Here is a 16,051-nt window from a genome sequence, read left to right on the forward strand (position 1 = left end):
AAAAAGAGGGCTAAAAAAGCCCTCTTTTTTTGACACTTGAGTCAAGAGTCAGACCATCATACCCATATCTCCAGGTCCGCCTGGAGCGGTTGGAGGCGTTTTTGGCCCACTCTCTTTAGGAGCAGCAGTGCCATCGCTCTCGGTATTGTCGACTTCAGAAATAACCCATTCGAGTGTGTTTACAAACTTCTCAAGGGTTGATTCAAAATTACCGTAGTCAGAGGAAGCCAGCATTGAACGAATCAGCAAAACTTCAGATTTGTCATGATTCAGGGCATTAAATGCCCCTTGCATACTGTGATGCTGAAGGTTCAGTGACAGGAGCTTTTCGTAGAGGCTGGTTTTAGCGTCGTCGTGGGCGTCCATGGGTTTTACCGAAGAGACAAACACCAAGGCTTCATCTTCTTCCAGGTATTCCATATTCACGATCAGGGTATCATCAAAACAGAGACCACAAGCATCGTGTTCATTTAAGCTGAGCTCGCCAAGACCGATGCTCTCTGCAAAATGCTGTAGATTCTCTTCTACATTTTGCTTGTAACTCATTCGATCATACCCTCCAATGGTACTTAGTAAGAAACTGAAATAATGAGAACTAACTTTCAGTATATATCGCTCTTTTGGGTTGCGTTGAAGAATTCGGAACATTGTTTTCTGCTAGATACTTGTTCCGGGAACTCCACGGCCAGATTGAAGTCTTTTAACGATTAAATGTCTTTATCGGTCAAAGTAACGAACGTCTGTATACTTGTTTGAACTTTTTTTCTTCGTTGAGTAGTGAGATTCTTTTTGGTAGATCAAGAGAGCACCGATAGTTTCTGGATGCGAGAAGCCCTGAAGGAGGCTGAAAAGGCCCGGGACAAAGGTGAAGTACCTGTGGGAGCTGTTGTCATCAGAGAAGGGAAAATCATAGGTCGGGGATTCAATCAGCCTATCAGTGGCTGCAACCCGGTGGCGCATGCTGAAGTGTTAGCATTGCAAGAGGCTGCAGCCCACGCGGACAACTATCGGTTGGTGGACTGTGAGCTCTATGTGACCCTTGAGCCTTGTACTATGTGTGCCGGTGCCATTATTCACAGCCGGGTCAAACGGGTAGTTTTTGGTGCTTTGGAACCTAAAGCCGGCGCGCTGATCAGCCAGGCCAGAACGTTAGAGTTGCCTTTTATGAATTATCGGGTGGAAATGACGGCAGGTGTTCTCGAAGACGAATGCAGTGAAATGATTTCAGCGTTTTTTAAAGCTCGCCGTGAAGCCAAAAAGGCTGAGAAGCAACGCCTTAAGCTCTGCTGACTCGATAGTTTCAGGCTCTGTGAGCTGAGAATCTTCCAGTATTTTAGTGGTATTTCTCCTGATCAAAGTAGCTTTATGCATTTTTTGGTCTCGATATTGACCAGATCCGTAGATCAATCACTGGTTTCCATACTGGAGTTTCGATTATTATACCGCACCTGATTATCTCCCTGAGTCCAATTGAGGACAGTTTTTAACATGCTGATTTTGCGTGGTGCTCCGGCTCTATCGCCGTTTCGCAGCCAAAAGCTGCTGGAAACCCTGCAACACAGGATCCCTGAAATAGCCGGTGTTTTTGCTGAATACCAGCACTTTGTTCGGGTTGACGAGGCATTATCTGACCAGGAACTGAAAGTTCTGGAGCAGCTTCTGACCTATGGTCCCCGGATGCAGGAAGGTGAGTGCTCAGGCGCTCTGTTTCTTGTTGTACCCCGTCCAGGCACAATTTCTCCCTGGTCCAGTAAAGCCACCAACATTGCTGAAAACTGTGGTCTCAGCAAAGTTCACCGTATTGAGCGCGGTCTGGCTTATTATGTGTCTGCTGAAGAAGGCCTCAGTCAACACCAGAAAGAACAGGTAGCAAGCCTGATTCATGACCGCATGACTGAAGCGGTTCTGGCTGATGCGAGTGAGGCTGAAGTTTTGTTTGCAGAGACTGAACCTGCCCCTCTGAATTGTGTCGATATTCTTGCTGGGGGACGTGAAGCTCTGGCTGAAGCGAACCTGGCTCTGGGGCTTGCTCTGGCAGAAGATGAAATTGACTATCTCGTCACCAGCTATCAGGGGTTGGACAGGAACCCGACTGATGTTGAGCTGATGATGTTTGCCCAGGCCAACTCTGAGCATTGCCGTCATAAAATTTTTAATGCGACGTGGAGCATTGATGGTGAGAAGCAGGATCATTCTTTGTTTCAGATGATTCGCAATACTCACAATATGAACAGTGAAGGTGTGCTTTCAGCTTACAAAGACAATGCTTCAGTCATTGTAGGCTCTAAAGCAGGACGATTCTTCCCGTCTCCTGAAAAGAAAGACTACCAATATCATCAGGAAGACATTCATATCCTGATGAAAGTCGAAACTCATAACCATCCTACGGCTATTTCGCCCTGGCCCGGTGCTTCTACCGGTGCAGGTGGTGAGATCCGTGATGAAGGTGCTACCGGCCGAGGCTCCAAGCCAAAGGCGGGTCTGACCGGCTTTTCAGTATCCAACCTGAATATCCCCGGTTACAAACAGCCCTGGGAAAAAGAGTACGGCAAGCCAGATCGAATTGTTACAGCTCTGGATATTATGCTGGACGGTCCTCTGGGTGGTGCTGGCTTTAATAATGAATTTGGTCGTCCTAATCTCTGCGGTTACTTCCGTACTTTCGAAACAACTGCCAAAGGTTCAGCCGGTGAAGAGGTGAGGGGATATCATAAACCCATCATGCTGGCCGGTGGTCTGGGTAATATTCGGGCAGACCATGTCGAGAAAGGTGATATTCCTGTTGGTGCCAAGCTGATTGTTCTGGGTGGTCCGGCCATGCAGATCGGCCTGGGTGGCGGTGCGGCCTCATCCATGACTTCCGGTGAAGGCCAGGAAGACCTCGATTTCGCCAGTGTTCAGCGCGACAATCCGGAAATGGAGCGCCGCTGTCAGGAAGTTATCGATCAGTGTTGGCAGCTGGGGGATGAGAACCCTGTCGCTTTCATCCACGATGTGGGTGCTGGTGGATTATCTAATGCTCTACCTGAGCTGGTCAGTGATGGAGGCCGTGGTGGTCGTTTCCAGCTCAGAGATATTTTGAATGATGAACCGGGTATGTCACCACTGGCGCTCTGGTGTAATGAATCCCAGGAACGTTATGTGATGGCGGTTGCTCCGGAAAATATGGAGCTGTTTGAATCGATTTGTAAGCGAGAGCGGTGCCTCTACGCTGTGGTGGGTGAGGCAACGAATGAGCCTCATCTGCTGGTTGAAGACAGTCACTTCGACAATAATCCTGTTGATATGCCTCTGGATGTTTTGCTGGGTAAGCCACCCCGTATGCACCGTGATGTGCAGGCTGAGAATATCTCTCAGAGCGCGCTGGATCTTTCCGGTATTTCTCTGCAAGAAGCCAGTGAGCGGGTTCTGAAGCTGCCCACAGTGGCCAGTAAAAACTTCCTGATTACTATTGGTGATCGCTCCATCACGGGTTTGGTAGCGCGTGAACAGATGGTTGGCCCATGGCAGGTACCGGTTGCTGACTGTGCGGTAACCGCTTCAGCATTTGATACCTTTGCTGGTGAAGCTATGTCCATGGGTGAGAGAACCCCTCTGGCCCTGATCGATGCACCTGCATCCGGTCGTATGGCGGTGGGTGAAGCTATCACTAACATTGCCAGCACTCGCATTGCCAAATTGGGCGATGTGAAACTTTCTGCGAACTGGATGGCTGCTGCTGGACATCCGGGTGAAGACGCCAAGCTTTATGAAACCTGTAAAGCGGTGGGTATGGAACTCTGCCCGGAGCTGGGCATTGCTATTCCAGTGGGCAAAGATTCTATGTCTATGCGTACCAGCTGGAAGGACGGCGAAGCAGAAAAAAGTGTGACTTCACCTCTGTCTCTGGTGATTTCTGCCTTTGCTCCCGTGACAGACATTCGTAAGACTGTGACTCCAGAGCTTCGCACTGATAAGGGTGAAACGGATCTGTTGCTGGTGGATCTGGGTCGTGACCAGAATCGTCTGGGTGGTTCTGCTCTGGCACAGGTGTATGGCCAGATTGGTGACGTCGCACCTGATGTTTCGTCAGCTGAAGACCTTAAAGGATTCTTTAAGGGTATCCAGCAATGTCTGGAAGCAGACTTGCTATTGGCTTACCACGATCGTTCAGACGGCGGTCTCTTCACTACTTTGGTTGAAATGGCTTTTGCTGGTCATTCCGGTATTGAGGTTAATCTGGATAAGCTGGCTGGCTGCGAAGCTGCCATTATTCCAGCTCTGTTTAATGAAGAGCTGGGTGCGGTGCTGCAGGTTCGTCGTGAAGACAAGGGTAAGGTCAAAGATATCCTGGCCGAGCTCGGCTTGGGCTCCTGCACTCATACTATTGCTTCTCTGAGGCCTGATCAGCGCATCAACTTTACCTTTAATGGTGAGCGGGTCATCAGTGAAAGCCGGGTTAAACATCAGCGCTGGTGGTCTGAAACCAGCTATCGTATGCAAGCTCTGAGGGATAACCCTGAGTGCGCGCTCCAGGAGTTTGATAACCTGCTGGACGATACCGACAAGGGGCTGCATGCCTCTCTGCCTTTTGACATATCCAATGATGTTGCAGCCCCCTTTATTGCTACGGGTGCCAGCAAACCTCAGGTAGCCATTCTGAGAGAGCAGGGTGTCAATGGGCATGTAGAAATGGCAGCTGCGTTTGACAAGGCTGGCTTTTCAGCGGTCGATATTCACATGAGTGATATCCTCACAGGCCGACGCAATCTGGCTGAATTCAAAGGTCTGGTGGCCTGTGGTGGCTTCTCCTACGGGGACGTTCTGGGAGCAGGAGAAGGCTGGGCAAAGTCGGTTCTGTTTAACGGAATGGCTCGTGATCAGTTCGCTGCTTTCTTTGATCGACCCGACAGCTTCACTCTCGGTGTCTGTAATGGTTGTCAGATGCTGTCTAACCTGCATGAGTTGATTCCTGGTGCAGAACACTGGCCACACTTTGTCCGCAACCAGTCAGAACAGTTTGAAGCCAGAACGGTGATGGTTGAAGTTCAGCAGAGCAAATCCATTCTCCTTCGAGGTATGGAAGGGGCCAGAATGCCTATTGCAGTGGCTCATGGTGAAGGTTTTGCTGAATTCAAGAGAGCTGATCAGATTCAGAAGCTGTCAGTCAGTGCTCAATTGGCTTTAAAATATGTGGATAATCTGGGAAGAGCGACCGATCGTTACCCATACAATCCGAATGGTTCACCTGAAGGTATCACCGGTTTGACCTCTGCTGATGGCAGGGTCACTATCATGATGCCTCACCCTGAAAGGGTATTCAGGACCGTTCAGAACAGTTGGTATCCTGATACCTGGGGTGAAGATTCGCCCTGGATGAGAATGTTCAGGAATGCCCGGGTCTGGGTTGACTGATTTAAGAGAACCAAGAGGCTGATTCATAATTGACTCAGCCTCTTTTCTTATAATCAGTAGAAATATTGCCGGATGTCAGTACATCAGTCTCGGCGAAGCAGGCCTTCGAACTATTTTCCATTCTAAGCATCTAAACTGGACAGGAAATGGAAGGTAAACGTACTGGGAGACTCATTTATGAACAACAGGATTAAACAGGCAGGGATCGTCTTCTTGCTTTCACTCTCTCTGACTGGCTGCATGACAGACCAGACCGGGACCACTTATTCTGCTTCTGAAGCCCGTCAAATGCAGACAGTCCTTTTTGGTACTGTGGCCGAGTCCAGACTGGTCAAGCTTGAAGGCACTCAGGGCGAAGTAGGTACTCTTGCCGGAGCAGCGGTAGGGGGAATAACAGGCTCCAGTATTGGTGGTCAGCGTGAAAGTGCCATTGCCGCAGTGGCTGGAGCCGTGGCCGGTGGTGTTCTGGGCAGTATGGCTGAGAAAAAAATCACTGCCAAGCAAGGTGTAGAGCTGACCGTCAGACTGGATGATGGCTCTTATGTTTCTGTTGTTCAACAGGTTGATCCAGCGGTTAACTTTGCTTCAGGGGATAAAGTGAAAATCCTGACTCAGGGCTCAACCAGCCGGGTAGTTAAGGTTCAGTGATAGCAAAGGCGGGTGGCTAACAGGCCAACCGCCAATTTATTTCTGGATCGACTGAGGCCTTATGAGGTAATACTCAACGACTAGTTTGGGCTTGTCATTAATCTTTATCTTGGTAACAGGCTCAAATTCAAATCGACCCAGAAATTCAGCCTGGGGATAATTCTTCTCAAGCCGCTGCCGGACTTGTTCTGAGTTTCGCTTACCATCCACCATGACAATGATCCCGCCTTTCTTACGGAAATCTTCTTCCTTCATCCAGAGACTTTCTGCCGGATTCAGCCCAAAAAATGGAGTGGTTTTTCGATTGTGACTGTAAGCAATCAGTTCAGCGACATGATAATGAAGGCCTCCCAGATAATGCATGGGCTGGTTGTAATGATGAGACCATAACTCTTCAGCTTTCAGCATCTGTGCTCGTAATGGCATGAACTCTACTGAATCCCAGTAATCATCATCAAAGAGAGGTTTGAATAGCAGGTAACTGCACCTTAAAGAAACAAATATCAAGCCGGTGAGTAAGCACCAGAGCACGATTTTTTTGAAACGCTGATAATCAATCAGTGGGCGAAGCCAGACAAGTATCAACAAAGGTAGCCATGCAAAGTAGGGGGTTGCCCAGCGTGGTACCAGCTTCTCTCCTGTAACCAGTCCAAACACGAGTGTAAAAGCAAAAGGCCCTGTGGCTATGGCGATAAGAAAAACTTTCTTAAAAGAAGGGTAAACAATAGGCAGTTTCGGTGCTCTGAAAAGGGGGATCATCAATAAGAAGAGCACGAAGATATTGCCAAGACTGTTCTTGATGAAACTGAAAGGGAACGTTAAATGATCCCAGTCGGTCCCTGTGCCATAACGGGCACTCTCAACATAGTTATCTTCCAGATAACTGACAGCGGCAAAGTTATTTTCCCAGAGCCAATAGAGATGTGGGGCCGCAATAGTTAATGCAACAATCCCCCCTAGCCATGGGCCGACGGATGATAGTGCCTTTCTGCCCTCTGAAGTAATCAGTAAAACGATGAGCAGAGGTGCAAACAATACGATGGCCTGATACTTGGTAAGGATGGCCAAACCTGCCATGACACCTGTAATGAGCCAGTAGCTGATAGATTGGCGAGTTACTGCAAAATAAAACGTCAGGGCAAGCAAGGCCCAGACGGGATGCTGCAGTGTATCGGGAGTCACTCTTTCAACACGGTTGCTGTAAAAGAGAATGCCCTGTAATAAAAAGACGGCCAGTAATGCACCTGCCCCGGTTAGATATTCTCTGGCTAGCTTCCAAATGGCGATAAAGGCAATGACCACACAGATCTGAGCCAATAAATAAACAGGCCAGTCACTGGTGTCGCTCAGATTTGAAAAAAAAGCTGCAATCCAGGCTGCCAGAGGAGGGTGTTTATCGTACCCCCATTGCCAAAGGTTGCCCCAGGCAATTCCCTCAAGCGTGTCGGAGTGAAGAGTGTTTCTGGCCAGCCATGGGCCCATTGTCCAGAATAGGAGCTGGAAAAGGCAGATCAGGCTTAGCCAGCGATAAGGGTGCTTTATTTCAACTGAAGTGGGCGAAGACTCAGCCGTTATTGCTTCATTCTGCACAGATCAACTCCTGCGTTTTGACAGTCTTCCACAAAATCTTGGCCCGATAAGTAATCAAACTCCAGTTGTCTGGCTTCCGGGTGATCCAGGCTATTATGACCAGAAGTTTTACCCGGGTGACACATGATGAGCCCTCTGTCGTAAGACTCTGATAACCAGCACTTCATCAGTGCCGAGTAGTTTTCCTTTGGCTCAAGAGAGTAAATACCGGCAAAGGATGTATTCGTGTTGATACTTTGGTTGATCAGCTCATAGAGGAGACTTTTTCCACCAGAACCTTCGATGATGTAGCTTTTCAGTCCGCCACCATGGTGAATGATCGGGGTAACACTTCTCACCCAGTAAGAAGGGTCGGGTTTAAAGCGACGAAGAACCGATAACAAGGCTTCCCTGATCATGGGTAAATGGTGGATATGCTGGTGGCCATCAACAAAGTCTGGAGCTCTGCCTGTCGTATCTAGAAAGCATTGATATTGAGCAGTAATCTCTTCCAGGAGGGCGGTTTTATCCAGAAGACGAAGGTGACTTTTTATCAGCACCTGATTCAAACTGGGGAATCCATTCATAAAACCAGAACTGAGTCCTTTGCCTTCTGTTAAATTCAGGTGCAAGCCAATATCAATCTTGTCTTGAAGGGGGGTGAGGTGTTTTGCCTGTTCTGACCAATTCGTGCTAGTGACCATGCAGCTGGTTGCCTGAATCCTTCCTTTACTGGCCAGTTCAATAATGGCTTCCGATACTCCGGGGTGCATCCCATAATCATCTGCGCACAATGTTATTTTTTTCATTTAAAGGCCCAGTATTTACTCAGGGTAAAAGTGATCAGGGGAATTGTTGCCAGAACGATAAAGCTGGCTACCAGATAATTTAAGTCGGTATAGTTTAAAAGCAGGGTATAAAGTCCCTGGTTGAGTACAAAACTACAAATCAATTGAACCAGCAGGAATTTCACCAAACTACTGCGCAGAGCATGTTGCTTGTGATTGAAAGTCCATAATGAATGCCCGAGATAGCTGACAATGAAAGCCAGAATAAAAGCAGCAGGGTTGGCCATCAGTGGGTTCAGTTGTGTCAGGTTGACTAATAGCCAGAGTGCAGAAAGATGTACAGCTGCAGCGCTTCCCCCAATAACAATAAACTTAATCAGCTGCATCGCTATCCTTCTGATTCTTGAATCCCAGCTGCCTTTGAATTAAATACCTGGGGCGATTTTTTACTTCACAGAAAATGCCAGAAACGTACTCTCCCAATATCCAGAGAGATAAAAGCTGTATGCCGCCAATAAATGTGATGGCGACTATAACGGTAGGCCAACCGGGTAAAGGTGCACCGAGGACAATGGTTCTGAAAATAATAAAGAAAGCATAGAAAACGGATATAAATGAAATAATCAGTCCGAGTCCACCGACGATTCTCAGGGGGAGTGTAGTAAAGGCGGTAATACCTGAAAGAGCCAGGCTGGTCAGTTTGCCGTAATCCCAGCCGGATTCCCCTGCCAGTCTGTCTCTGACCTGAAAAGGCAGACCAATACTCTTGTATCCCACCCAGGCATAAATGCCTTTCATAAACCGGCTTCGTTCGGGCATGGCTTTTAACGCTTCAACGACGACTTTGTCCATTAGTCGGAAGTCACCAGCATGAGCGGGTACATCAATCCCTGTGCTGGAATGCATAATCTGATAGAAAAACTGAGCGCCTTTCTTTTTAAGGAATGATTCATTTTCCCTGTCTTGACGAACGCCATAAACCATCTGGTAGCCCTGGCGCCAGTAATCAACAAAAACAGGAATCATTTCCAGAGGGTGTTGGAAATCTGCATCTATAAGAACGACGGCATCACCGGATGTTGCATCTATTCCTGCCGTGAGTGCCGTTTCCTTACCAAAGTTTCTTGATAACTCTATCAGTTTGACTCTTTCGTCTTCACAGAAGGGCTCTACCAGTTCCACGGTTTTGTCAGTGCTGCCATCGTCAACCACTACAATCTCAAAGTGGTCGGTTATCGCTTCCAGTTGCACTTTAAGTGCCTCCAGAAACTGGCCAATGACTGGACCTTCATTGAAAACCGGCACTACGCAGCTGAGTAAGAATGAGTTGTTAACAGGCATCTTGTCTCCGGCTCGATAATTTCATATGGCCATAAGTTTCGCGTTTTATTCTGAAATACAGGCGTGAAACATCAGGCTCATGGCTGTTTTTGATTGTTATTATTTATCGGCTTGACACTGTTTACTGTGATGCTCAATTCATAAAGCGGCTAAACAAAGAGACAGATTCCTCTTTAGTAGAGTGCCTTTTTATCATGATGGTTGATGAAGCAATTACTGCCTGTGCTTGTGACTATAAATTGAGCAAAAGTCTGCCTTCATAGTGGTATGGTGTCACTAAAAAAGCAAGTCACGTAAGCGATCTGTCGAGCCAGTATTATTTTAAGACTGTGAGATTTTTGTCTGAAAGTCAGAAGAAGCAGGGCTTATTCGCACCTTCCCAAGGTTTGTTGATGACTGCTCCATGATAGAAACGTAAGCATCATGGCGAGGGGTCGGAGCCTGACAAGATTGACTAAAAATTAGAAGCGGCTCTTTTCTATTATCTGAATTGTGCCTGATTAGGACTTTCTGATGCCCCTGAAACAGAAGCATGACCGATCACCTGACGTTTGGTACGGTATAGTCCAGATTCTGAGATCATACACAGACCTGTGACGGAGTAACTATGAGAAAGGAACATCTGATTGCCCTGGCATTTGGCTTTGGAATTCTGGCTGTTGCCGCAGGGCTTTATCTGATGCAGCCGGTAGATGAGCCTCTGCAAGAAGAAACAATCAGTGAGCTGGTTGAGACGCCCGTTGAGCCCGAGTCAGACATTATAGAGCTTGAAGAAGATCAGGACTTCCTGATGCAAAGTGGTGAAGTAACACGGATTATTATTGATGATCAGGATGAAGAGGCTGAAGATATCAGCGGTATATTATCTGAAAAAGTACTGATCAATGATGAAGTGGTTGATCAGAGCGAGCTGGATGAATTGAATCAGTAAGCTTTTTATAGAGACGCTTTTATTGTTCCGGCAGGTGTAAAAACGATAGCGTGTCAGATTGATTACATGAATGTGAGAAATATCTTACAAGGCTTGGCGCTTTCTTCCTGCATTTTAATCCCCCTCTGTATTGATACATTGAAGATGCAAGGACAGCAAATTCACATGGATGTGAAACCTGAAAATGCAAGGATAGCCAATTCACAGGGATGTGAAACCCGCCACGGATAGGCGGGTAATAACCCTGAATCTCCCCAGAGGGTACTCACCAACCCTTGCCTTTGTAAAGATCAGTGATAGTCTGGCGTTGTAATTCCCATACAATATTCTTCATCGAGATGCTTGAGCATTTCCTTGGGCAATGAACCGATGGTATCAGCCTTAAAGGGCTTTTCATTAAAAGTTCAGATGGATTTATAAGATGTCACCTTTCTTAGAACCCGAAATTCTTGCCACTCTGCTCACTGATCCCAAGGTGATTGTGCTCGATGCACGTTTCAGTCTTGCTGACCCCAAATTGGGACAGGCACTGTACGGTCAAGGGCATATTCCTGGCTCACGTTATATTGATCTGGAGAAAGACCTGTCGGCACCGGTTATTTCCGGTAAAACCAGCAGGCACCCTTTGCCTGAGCCAGATGCATTTGCTGAACGGTTGAGAGCACAGGGTATCTCTAAAACAACTCACGTGGTTGTTTATGATGATGGTGGTCATGCCATGGCTGCACGAGCCTGGTGGCAGCTGCGCTGGGTTGGCGTAAAAAGTGTTCAGGTTTTACATGGCGGCTTCAAGTCATGGGTTGCAGGTCATTATCCTGTGACGACAGATATTCCTGTAATAACAAAATCTGATTTTTCGGCAGATGTTGATCACAGTATGACGGTTTCAGCCAGTGACGTTCTGAATCAACTTAAGAATCCCGTTTTTCGTTTGATTGATGCCCGTGCGCCTGAGCGTTTTGCCGGCGAGGTAGAGCCTCTTGATAACAAAGCGGGTCACATCCCGGGAGCTGTCTGCCATCCATTTACTGCCAATATGGATGACTCTGGTTCATTTCTCTCTGAGCAGCAGCTTCAAAAGCAGTTAGGTGATCTGATGGTCGATGGGCTGGAGCCTGTTTTTTATTGTGGTTCGGGGGTGACTGCCTGCCATAATCTATTGGCCATGGAGTACGCTGGCATGTTGGGTGCAAAACTCTATCCGGGCTCTTGGAGCGAGTGGATTACGGATGAAAACAGGCCTGTTGCAACAGGGCGTGACTAAATCTCATTCTGATTGTCAGCTGTTGTAATCGTGTGTTCTTACCGCAAGCGGCTCAAGTCTGAACTCTGTATACTGTGCTCTTTTTAATGAATGCATTAAGGGCTGGAAAATGGGTGGTAGTTATAGATTCCCAATTGGCACTCCTGGTCAGAAATGGGACGAGGAAGAACGCAAAGCCTGGTACAAACAAACCACCATCAAGCGAGAGTATCAGAAGGAAGTCGTGCCTAAAATCATGGCTCTGAAAGAGCGCTATGATGTTGGGCAATATGGCGCCCTTTCCTACGATGTAGAGCGTTTTCCTCTCTATGCCATCAAAAGTCGTAACTGGAGCGAAAACAAGCCAGTTGTACTGGTGACTGGAGGCGTTCATGGTTATGAAACCAGTGGCGTTCATGGCGCATTAAAGTTTCTGGAAACTGAAGCTCAGCGTTATATCAGTGACTTTAATATTCTGGTGGCTCCCTGCATCAGTCCCTGGGGTTATGAAACCATTAATCGTTGGAACCCTGACGCCATTGATCCTAATCGTTCATTCTATGCTGACAGTCCTGCAGAAGAATCCGTTAATCTGATGAAGTTGATCTCAGGTCTAGATCAAGACGTTCTGGTTCATATTGACCTGCATGAAACGACTGATACCGATGAGACAGAGTTCCGTCCTGCCTTGGCCGCTCGTAATGGTGAGGACTATGTGGAAGGAATGGTTCCTGACGGTTTTTATACGGTTGGGGATACTGAGAATCCTGTTCCCGAGTTTCAAAAGGCAGTCATTGATTCTGTTAGACAGGTGACGCATATTGCACCTGCCGATGATCAGGGTGAAATTATTGGTTCACCGGTAGTTCAGGATGGTGTTATCAACTATCCAATGAAAAAGCTGGGTCTTTGTGGTGGTGTGACAAACTGCGTGTATGGTACGACAACAGAGGTGTATCCAGACAGTCCGAAAGTGACTGACGATGAGTGTAATGATGCTCAGGTAGCAGCTGTTGTGGGTGGTTTGAATTATGTGATCAGCCAGCTATAGAATGATGAGCTTGTGTTTCCTGCAGTACAAACTGGCTGCAGGAAACTGTTACAGCAGACAAGCTCATAATCATCAAAGTATGATCATCGACGCAGTGGCGTCAGCTCACGAATATCCTTTTCCATCGCCAGTTTACTGACCACCTGATGTTGGCTGGTAAAGCCTGATACAGACATTCTAACTTCGTAGTGACCTCTTTCTGGTACCAGCTCAGCAGAGAAATTGCTGATTTTCAGACCGTCTTCTGCACTGGAATGCAGTACTTTCTCAAGGCTGTCGAGGCTGCCTGTGGTGACCAGTCTGAGTTTGAGCTCGCTCACTGTCTTCTCCTTCTTTTCCCGTGATGCTTTACTAGGAGGCTGTCTCTTCTCGGGCAGCTTCCTAGCTTTGGGTGTTTGCTTGCAAACAGGTCAGGAAACTTGAATGTGCCGACAACTTCTTATTAATGAGCACATTGTTGATCGCTGCCTGATAATCAATAGTCAAATGACTTAATTTTACAAAGACAAAAAAAAGCCCCCGAACCTTCTCTTGGTGCGGGGGCTGTGTTTTCTGCTTTTCAGCTATCCACGACAGACCCCGCAACACATAATCATGTCGCGTTTCATCATGGTTTTGGTCATGGATAGCTTGGAATTCATCTTGGTTAATGCACTTGGCTAAATTACTAGTGCATTGTATATCAAATCTCTTAACCGAGTGTAAAGAGTTTTTATCTGTCGGGCTGAAAATAATGGTGGCCGCAGGATAGGGAGTTAAGGCAGAAATGGCTTTCAAGAAGGCATCTGCATAGGGGGTATTTCAGGCTAGACTGATCGAGTATCCATCCGGAGAGTGCCTCATGCTTAGAACTAAACACAACTTGAATGATGATTTTGTTCTGATGCAGGAACAGGTTTCCCAACTCAAAGCCAGCGATCCTGGTTTTCAGAAGCTGGCTCGCGAGTATCATCAGCTTGATCATCATGTAAGAGGTCTGGAGATGCGTGATGTCCCCACCAGTGATGAGCACTTTACCCGTTTGAAGAGAAAAAGGGTCCATCTCAAGGATGCGCTCTATCGATGTCTAAATAAGTAAAACTATTGTGCTAATAAGAGAGCTTATTCCTGATTTCACGGTCTGACAATCAGCCGTAAGATTGAGACTATAAAGTGTGAGTAACGGAAGGTTTTTGATTAGCATTCCTTCGATTATTTATTCTGGGAGCCTGACCGAGAACAGACAGGCCGGCCTAAAATTAAGAAAGTTCAAGGCTGAAGCCTCGTTCTACAGAATTTTATTCTCGACCACTATTCTCGACCACTATTCTCGACCAGGCTCCTGAAGCAGCAGGCTGGACTTTTGGTTAAGTCGATTGGCTGCAGGTTGGGCTTTATCAGGCGGTTTCCTGTACTATGGCCTGTCCTTTTACTGAAGTATTGTGATGCCCTGAGGGGAATTAATGAAACAATGGCAAGTTGATAGCTGGAGAGAAATGCCTGTCATCCAGCTGCCAGAATATCCCAATCAAGATCACCTGAAGCAGGTAGAACAGCAGCTGCATGGCGTGCCACCACTGGTCTTTGCCGGTGAGGTAAGAGCACTGCGCCAGAAACTGGCAGCGGCGACTCAGGGCAAAGCCTTTCTGTTACAGGGAGGCGATTGCGCTGAGAGTTTTTTGGAGTTTTCTGCAGATAACATCCGGGATACCTTTAAGGTATTGATGCAGATGGCCGTAGTACTGACCTTTGGTGCCAGCTGTCCGGTTATTAAAGTGGGTCGTATGGCAGGCCAGTTTGCCAAACCGCGCTCATCAGGTACGGAAATCATTGATGGGGTAGAACTGCCCATTTATCGTGGCGATATCATCAATGGTATGGAAGCAACCGCAGAATCCAGGGTTCCTGATCCTGAAAGAATGCTCAAGGCATATCATCAGGCTTCTTCGACCCTGAATCTGCTCAGAGCGTTTGCTCAGGGTGGTTTGGCTTCTCTGGAGCAGGTTCATGCCTGGAATCTCGATTTTGTCGCCAGCAGCCCCCAGTCAGAGCAGTACAGTCATCTGGCAGATCGTATTGATGAAACGCTGGATTTTATGAAGGCTTGTGGTATTTCTTCCGAGCATTCCAGAGTTATCAGTGAGACAGACTTCTATACCTCACACGAAGCCCTGTTACTGCCTTATGAGCAGGCTCTGACTCGTCAGGACAGCATCTCTGGCAATTGGTATGACTGCTCAGCGCATATGCTTTGGGTCGGCGACAGAACTCGCCAGGTTGAAGGGGCCCATGTTGAATTCGTCAGGGGTATCCATAACCCGATTGGTCTGAAAGCAGGTCCTACCATGCCTCCTGAAGACCTGATCCGGTTAATTGACCTGATCAACCCTGAGAACGAAGCCGGTCGCCTGAATGTGATTGTGCGGATGGGAGCGGACAATGTTGAAAAGCATTTGCCTGAACTGATTCGTGCCGTTGAGAAAGAAGGGCGTCAGGTATTGTGGAGCTGTGATCCAATGCACGGCAATACTTTCAAAGCATCCAACGGCTATAAGACTCGCGAAGTCAGTCGTATACTGCGTGAAGTGAAGCAATTCTTTGCGGTTCATCAGGCAGAAGGGACTTATGCGGGTGGTGTGCACTTTGAAATGACGGGTCAGAATGTGACCGAGTGCATTGGTGGTTCTCGTGCGGTGACCGAAGACTCTCTGGGTAATCGTTATCACACTCACTGTGATCCAAGACTGAATGCTGACCAGGCACTGGAACTGGCCTTCATGATTTCTGACACATTGAAAGACTGCCGCAAGATGCGCGAAAGCTGATCACCATAAGCACCGTAATGGTAGGCAGATTGTTATTGAATGACTCTGAGTCAGACAGTAGCAGAAGGCTTGCAGATGTTATTGTTACATTGCGATGTTTATGAATAGCCGCACTCGCAGGTTGCCCAAATGGCCTTGTCTGAGACAAGGCCATTTTTTTCTGAAGATGATCTATTTTCAAAGTGTGCTTTTTTTCTGTCTGACCTATCTCTCCAAGACCTTTACCAAAAGACCTGTGACGCATCTGTTACCATTTGACAGCAATTGCTTCCGATATAAAAT

15 protein-coding genes are annotated in these 16,051 nt (G+C 47.3%); 8 read left to right on the forward strand and 7 right to left on the reverse strand.

Features of this window, described 5'->3' with window-relative positions; all coding sequences use genetic code 11:
- Window positions 1–48: 48 nt before the first annotated feature.
- A complete protein-coding gene (locus GZ78_RS07255; RefSeq protein ID WP_034833831.1) occupies window positions 49–546 on the reverse strand; it encodes a type III secretion system chaperone in 498 nt (165 codons plus the stop codon).
- Window positions 547–789: 243 nt separating this feature from the next.
- Between GZ78_RS07255 and tadA the strand changes: the two genes are divergently transcribed.
- The 3 genes from tadA (at window position 790) to GZ78_RS07270 (ending at window position 6,042) form a co-directional block, all read left to right on the forward strand.
- Window positions 790–1,290, forward strand: a complete 501-nt coding sequence (gene tadA, locus GZ78_RS07260; protein ID WP_081869726.1) for a tRNA adenosine(34) deaminase TadA — start codon at window positions 790–792, stop codon at window positions 1,288–1,290.
- A 198-nt stretch (window positions 1,291–1,488) separates the two neighbouring features.
- A complete protein-coding gene (gene purL, locus GZ78_RS07265) occupies window positions 1,489–5,394 on the forward strand; it encodes a phosphoribosylformylglycinamidine synthase (RefSeq protein WP_034833834.1) in 3,906 nt (1,301 codons plus the stop codon).
- A 177-nt stretch (window positions 5,395–5,571) separates the two neighbouring features.
- Window positions 5,572–6,042, forward strand: coding sequence for an outer membrane lipoprotein (locus GZ78_RS07270; RefSeq protein WP_051785908.1), 471 nt, complete (start codon window positions 5,572–5,574; stop codon window positions 6,040–6,042).
- Between the two features lie 36 nt (window positions 6,043–6,078).
- Here the strand turns inward: GZ78_RS07270 and GZ78_RS07275 are convergent, their stop codons facing one another.
- From GZ78_RS07275 to GZ78_RS07290, 4 genes are read right to left on the reverse strand one after another with little or no spacing between them, the layout of a single operon-like run.
- The gene (locus tag GZ78_RS07275; RefSeq protein ID WP_034833836.1) at window positions 6,079–7,632 is read right to left on the reverse strand and encodes a glycosyltransferase family 39 protein; all 1,554 of its coding nucleotides are present in this window, start codon (window positions 7,630–7,632) and stop codon (window positions 6,079–6,081) included.
- Window positions 7,614–8,420: a ChbG/HpnK family deacetylase gene (locus GZ78_RS07280; RefSeq protein WP_034833838.1), complete on the reverse strand. Its 807-nt coding sequence runs from the start codon at window positions 8,418–8,420 to the stop codon at window positions 7,614–7,616. Before GZ78_RS07280 ends, GZ78_RS07275 begins: the two co-directional genes overlap by 19 nt.
- On the reverse strand, window positions 8,417–8,785 hold the full coding sequence (locus GZ78_RS07285) for a GtrA family protein (protein ID WP_051785909.1): 369 nt from the start codon (window positions 8,783–8,785) through the stop codon (window positions 8,417–8,419). Before GZ78_RS07285 ends, GZ78_RS07280 begins: the two co-directional genes overlap by 4 nt.
- Window positions 8,772–9,740 carry a glycosyltransferase family 2 protein gene (locus tag GZ78_RS07290; RefSeq protein ID WP_034833841.1) on the reverse strand — a complete coding sequence of 323 codons (969 nt, stop codon included), beginning with the start codon at window positions 9,738–9,740 and terminating at the stop codon, window positions 8,772–8,774. Before GZ78_RS07290 ends, GZ78_RS07285 begins: the two co-directional genes overlap by 14 nt.
- A gap of 607 nt (window positions 9,741–10,347) precedes the next feature.
- On the opposite strand from GZ78_RS07290, the gene GZ78_RS07295 reads away from it, so the two are divergent.
- The 3 genes from GZ78_RS07295 (at window position 10,348) to GZ78_RS07305 (ending at window position 12,965) form a co-directional block, all read left to right on the forward strand.
- Window positions 10,348–10,671 (forward strand): hypothetical protein, encoded by a 324-nt coding sequence (locus GZ78_RS07295; protein ID WP_034833843.1) that lies wholly within the window; start codon window positions 10,348–10,350, stop codon window positions 10,669–10,671.
- Between the two features lie 421 nt (window positions 10,672–11,092).
- Window positions 11,093–11,935: a sulfurtransferase gene (locus GZ78_RS07300; RefSeq protein WP_034833845.1), complete on the forward strand. Its 843-nt coding sequence runs from the start codon at window positions 11,093–11,095 to the stop codon at window positions 11,933–11,935.
- Window positions 11,936–12,044: 109 nt separating this feature from the next.
- Window positions 12,045–12,965 (forward strand): M14 family metallopeptidase, encoded by a 921-nt coding sequence (locus GZ78_RS07305; RefSeq protein WP_034833846.1) that lies wholly within the window; start codon window positions 12,045–12,047, stop codon window positions 12,963–12,965.
- 83 nt (window positions 12,966–13,048) lie between these two features.
- On the opposite strand, the gene GZ78_RS07310 is transcribed toward GZ78_RS07305, so the two are convergent.
- A complete protein-coding gene (locus GZ78_RS07310; RefSeq protein ID WP_034833848.1) occupies window positions 13,049–13,285 on the reverse strand; it encodes a hypothetical protein in 237 nt (78 codons plus the stop codon).
- Between the two features lie 61 nt (window positions 13,286–13,346).
- Window positions 13,347–13,742 carry a hypothetical protein gene (locus GZ78_RS07315; RefSeq protein ID WP_034833849.1) on the reverse strand — a complete coding sequence of 132 codons (396 nt, stop codon included), beginning with the start codon at window positions 13,740–13,742 and terminating at the stop codon, window positions 13,347–13,349.
- Window positions 13,743–13,806: 64 nt separating this feature from the next.
- Between GZ78_RS07315 and GZ78_RS07320 the strand changes: the two genes are divergently transcribed.
- A complete protein-coding gene (locus tag GZ78_RS07320; RefSeq protein ID WP_034833851.1) occupies window positions 13,807–14,043 on the forward strand; it encodes a YdcH family protein in 237 nt (78 codons plus the stop codon).
- A 364-nt stretch (window positions 14,044–14,407) separates the two neighbouring features.
- Window positions 14,408–15,769, forward strand: a complete 1,362-nt coding sequence (locus GZ78_RS07325) for a class II 3-deoxy-7-phosphoheptulonate synthase (RefSeq protein ID WP_034833853.1) — start codon at window positions 14,408–14,410, stop codon at window positions 15,767–15,769.
- Window positions 15,770–16,051: the final 282 nt, after the last annotated feature.

The organism is Endozoicomonas numazuensis (assembly GCF_000722635.1).
Classification (GTDB): Bacteria; Pseudomonadota; Gammaproteobacteria; order Pseudomonadales; family Endozoicomonadaceae; genus Endozoicomonas_A; species Endozoicomonas_A numazuensis.

Bases quoted from the DNA above. Each gene is read 5' to 3' on its own strand.
- GZ78_RS07305 (WP_034833846.1), top strand. From the start codon at position 12,045: ATGGGTGGTAGTTATAGATTCCCAATTGGCACTCCTGGTCAGAAATGG.
- GZ78_RS07325 (WP_034833853.1), top strand. From the start codon at position 14,408: ATGAAACAATGGCAAGTTGATAGCTGGAGAGAAATGCCTGTCATCCAG.
- GZ78_RS07320 (WP_034833851.1), top strand. From the start codon at position 13,807: ATGCTTAGAACTAAACACAACTTGAATGATGATTTTGTTCTGATGCAG.
- GZ78_RS07295 (WP_034833843.1), top strand. From the start codon at position 10,348: ATGAGAAAGGAACATCTGATTGCCCTGGCATTTGGCTTTGGAATTCTG.
- GZ78_RS07270 (WP_051785908.1), top strand. From the start codon at position 5,572: ATGAACAACAGGATTAAACAGGCAGGGATCGTCTTCTTGCTTTCACTC.
- GZ78_RS07290 (WP_034833841.1), bottom strand. From the start codon at position 9,740: ATGCCTGTTAACAACTCATTCTTACTCAGCTGCGTAGTGCCGGTTTTC.
- GZ78_RS07280 (WP_034833838.1), bottom strand. From the start codon at position 8,420: ATGAAAAAAATAACATTGTGCGCAGATGATTATGGGATGCACCCCGGA.
- GZ78_RS07255 (WP_034833831.1), bottom strand. From the start codon at position 546: ATGAGTTACAAGCAAAATGTAGAAGAGAATCTACAGCATTTTGCAGAG.
- GZ78_RS07285 (WP_051785909.1), bottom strand. From the start codon at position 8,785: ATGCAGCTGATTAAGTTTATTGTTATTGGGGGAAGCGCTGCAGCTGTA.
- purL (WP_034833834.1), top strand. From the start codon at position 1,489: ATGCTGATTTTGCGTGGTGCTCCGGCTCTATCGCCGTTTCGCAGCCAA.
- GZ78_RS07300 (WP_034833845.1), top strand. From the start codon at position 11,093: ATGTCACCTTTCTTAGAACCCGAAATTCTTGCCACTCTGCTCACTGAT.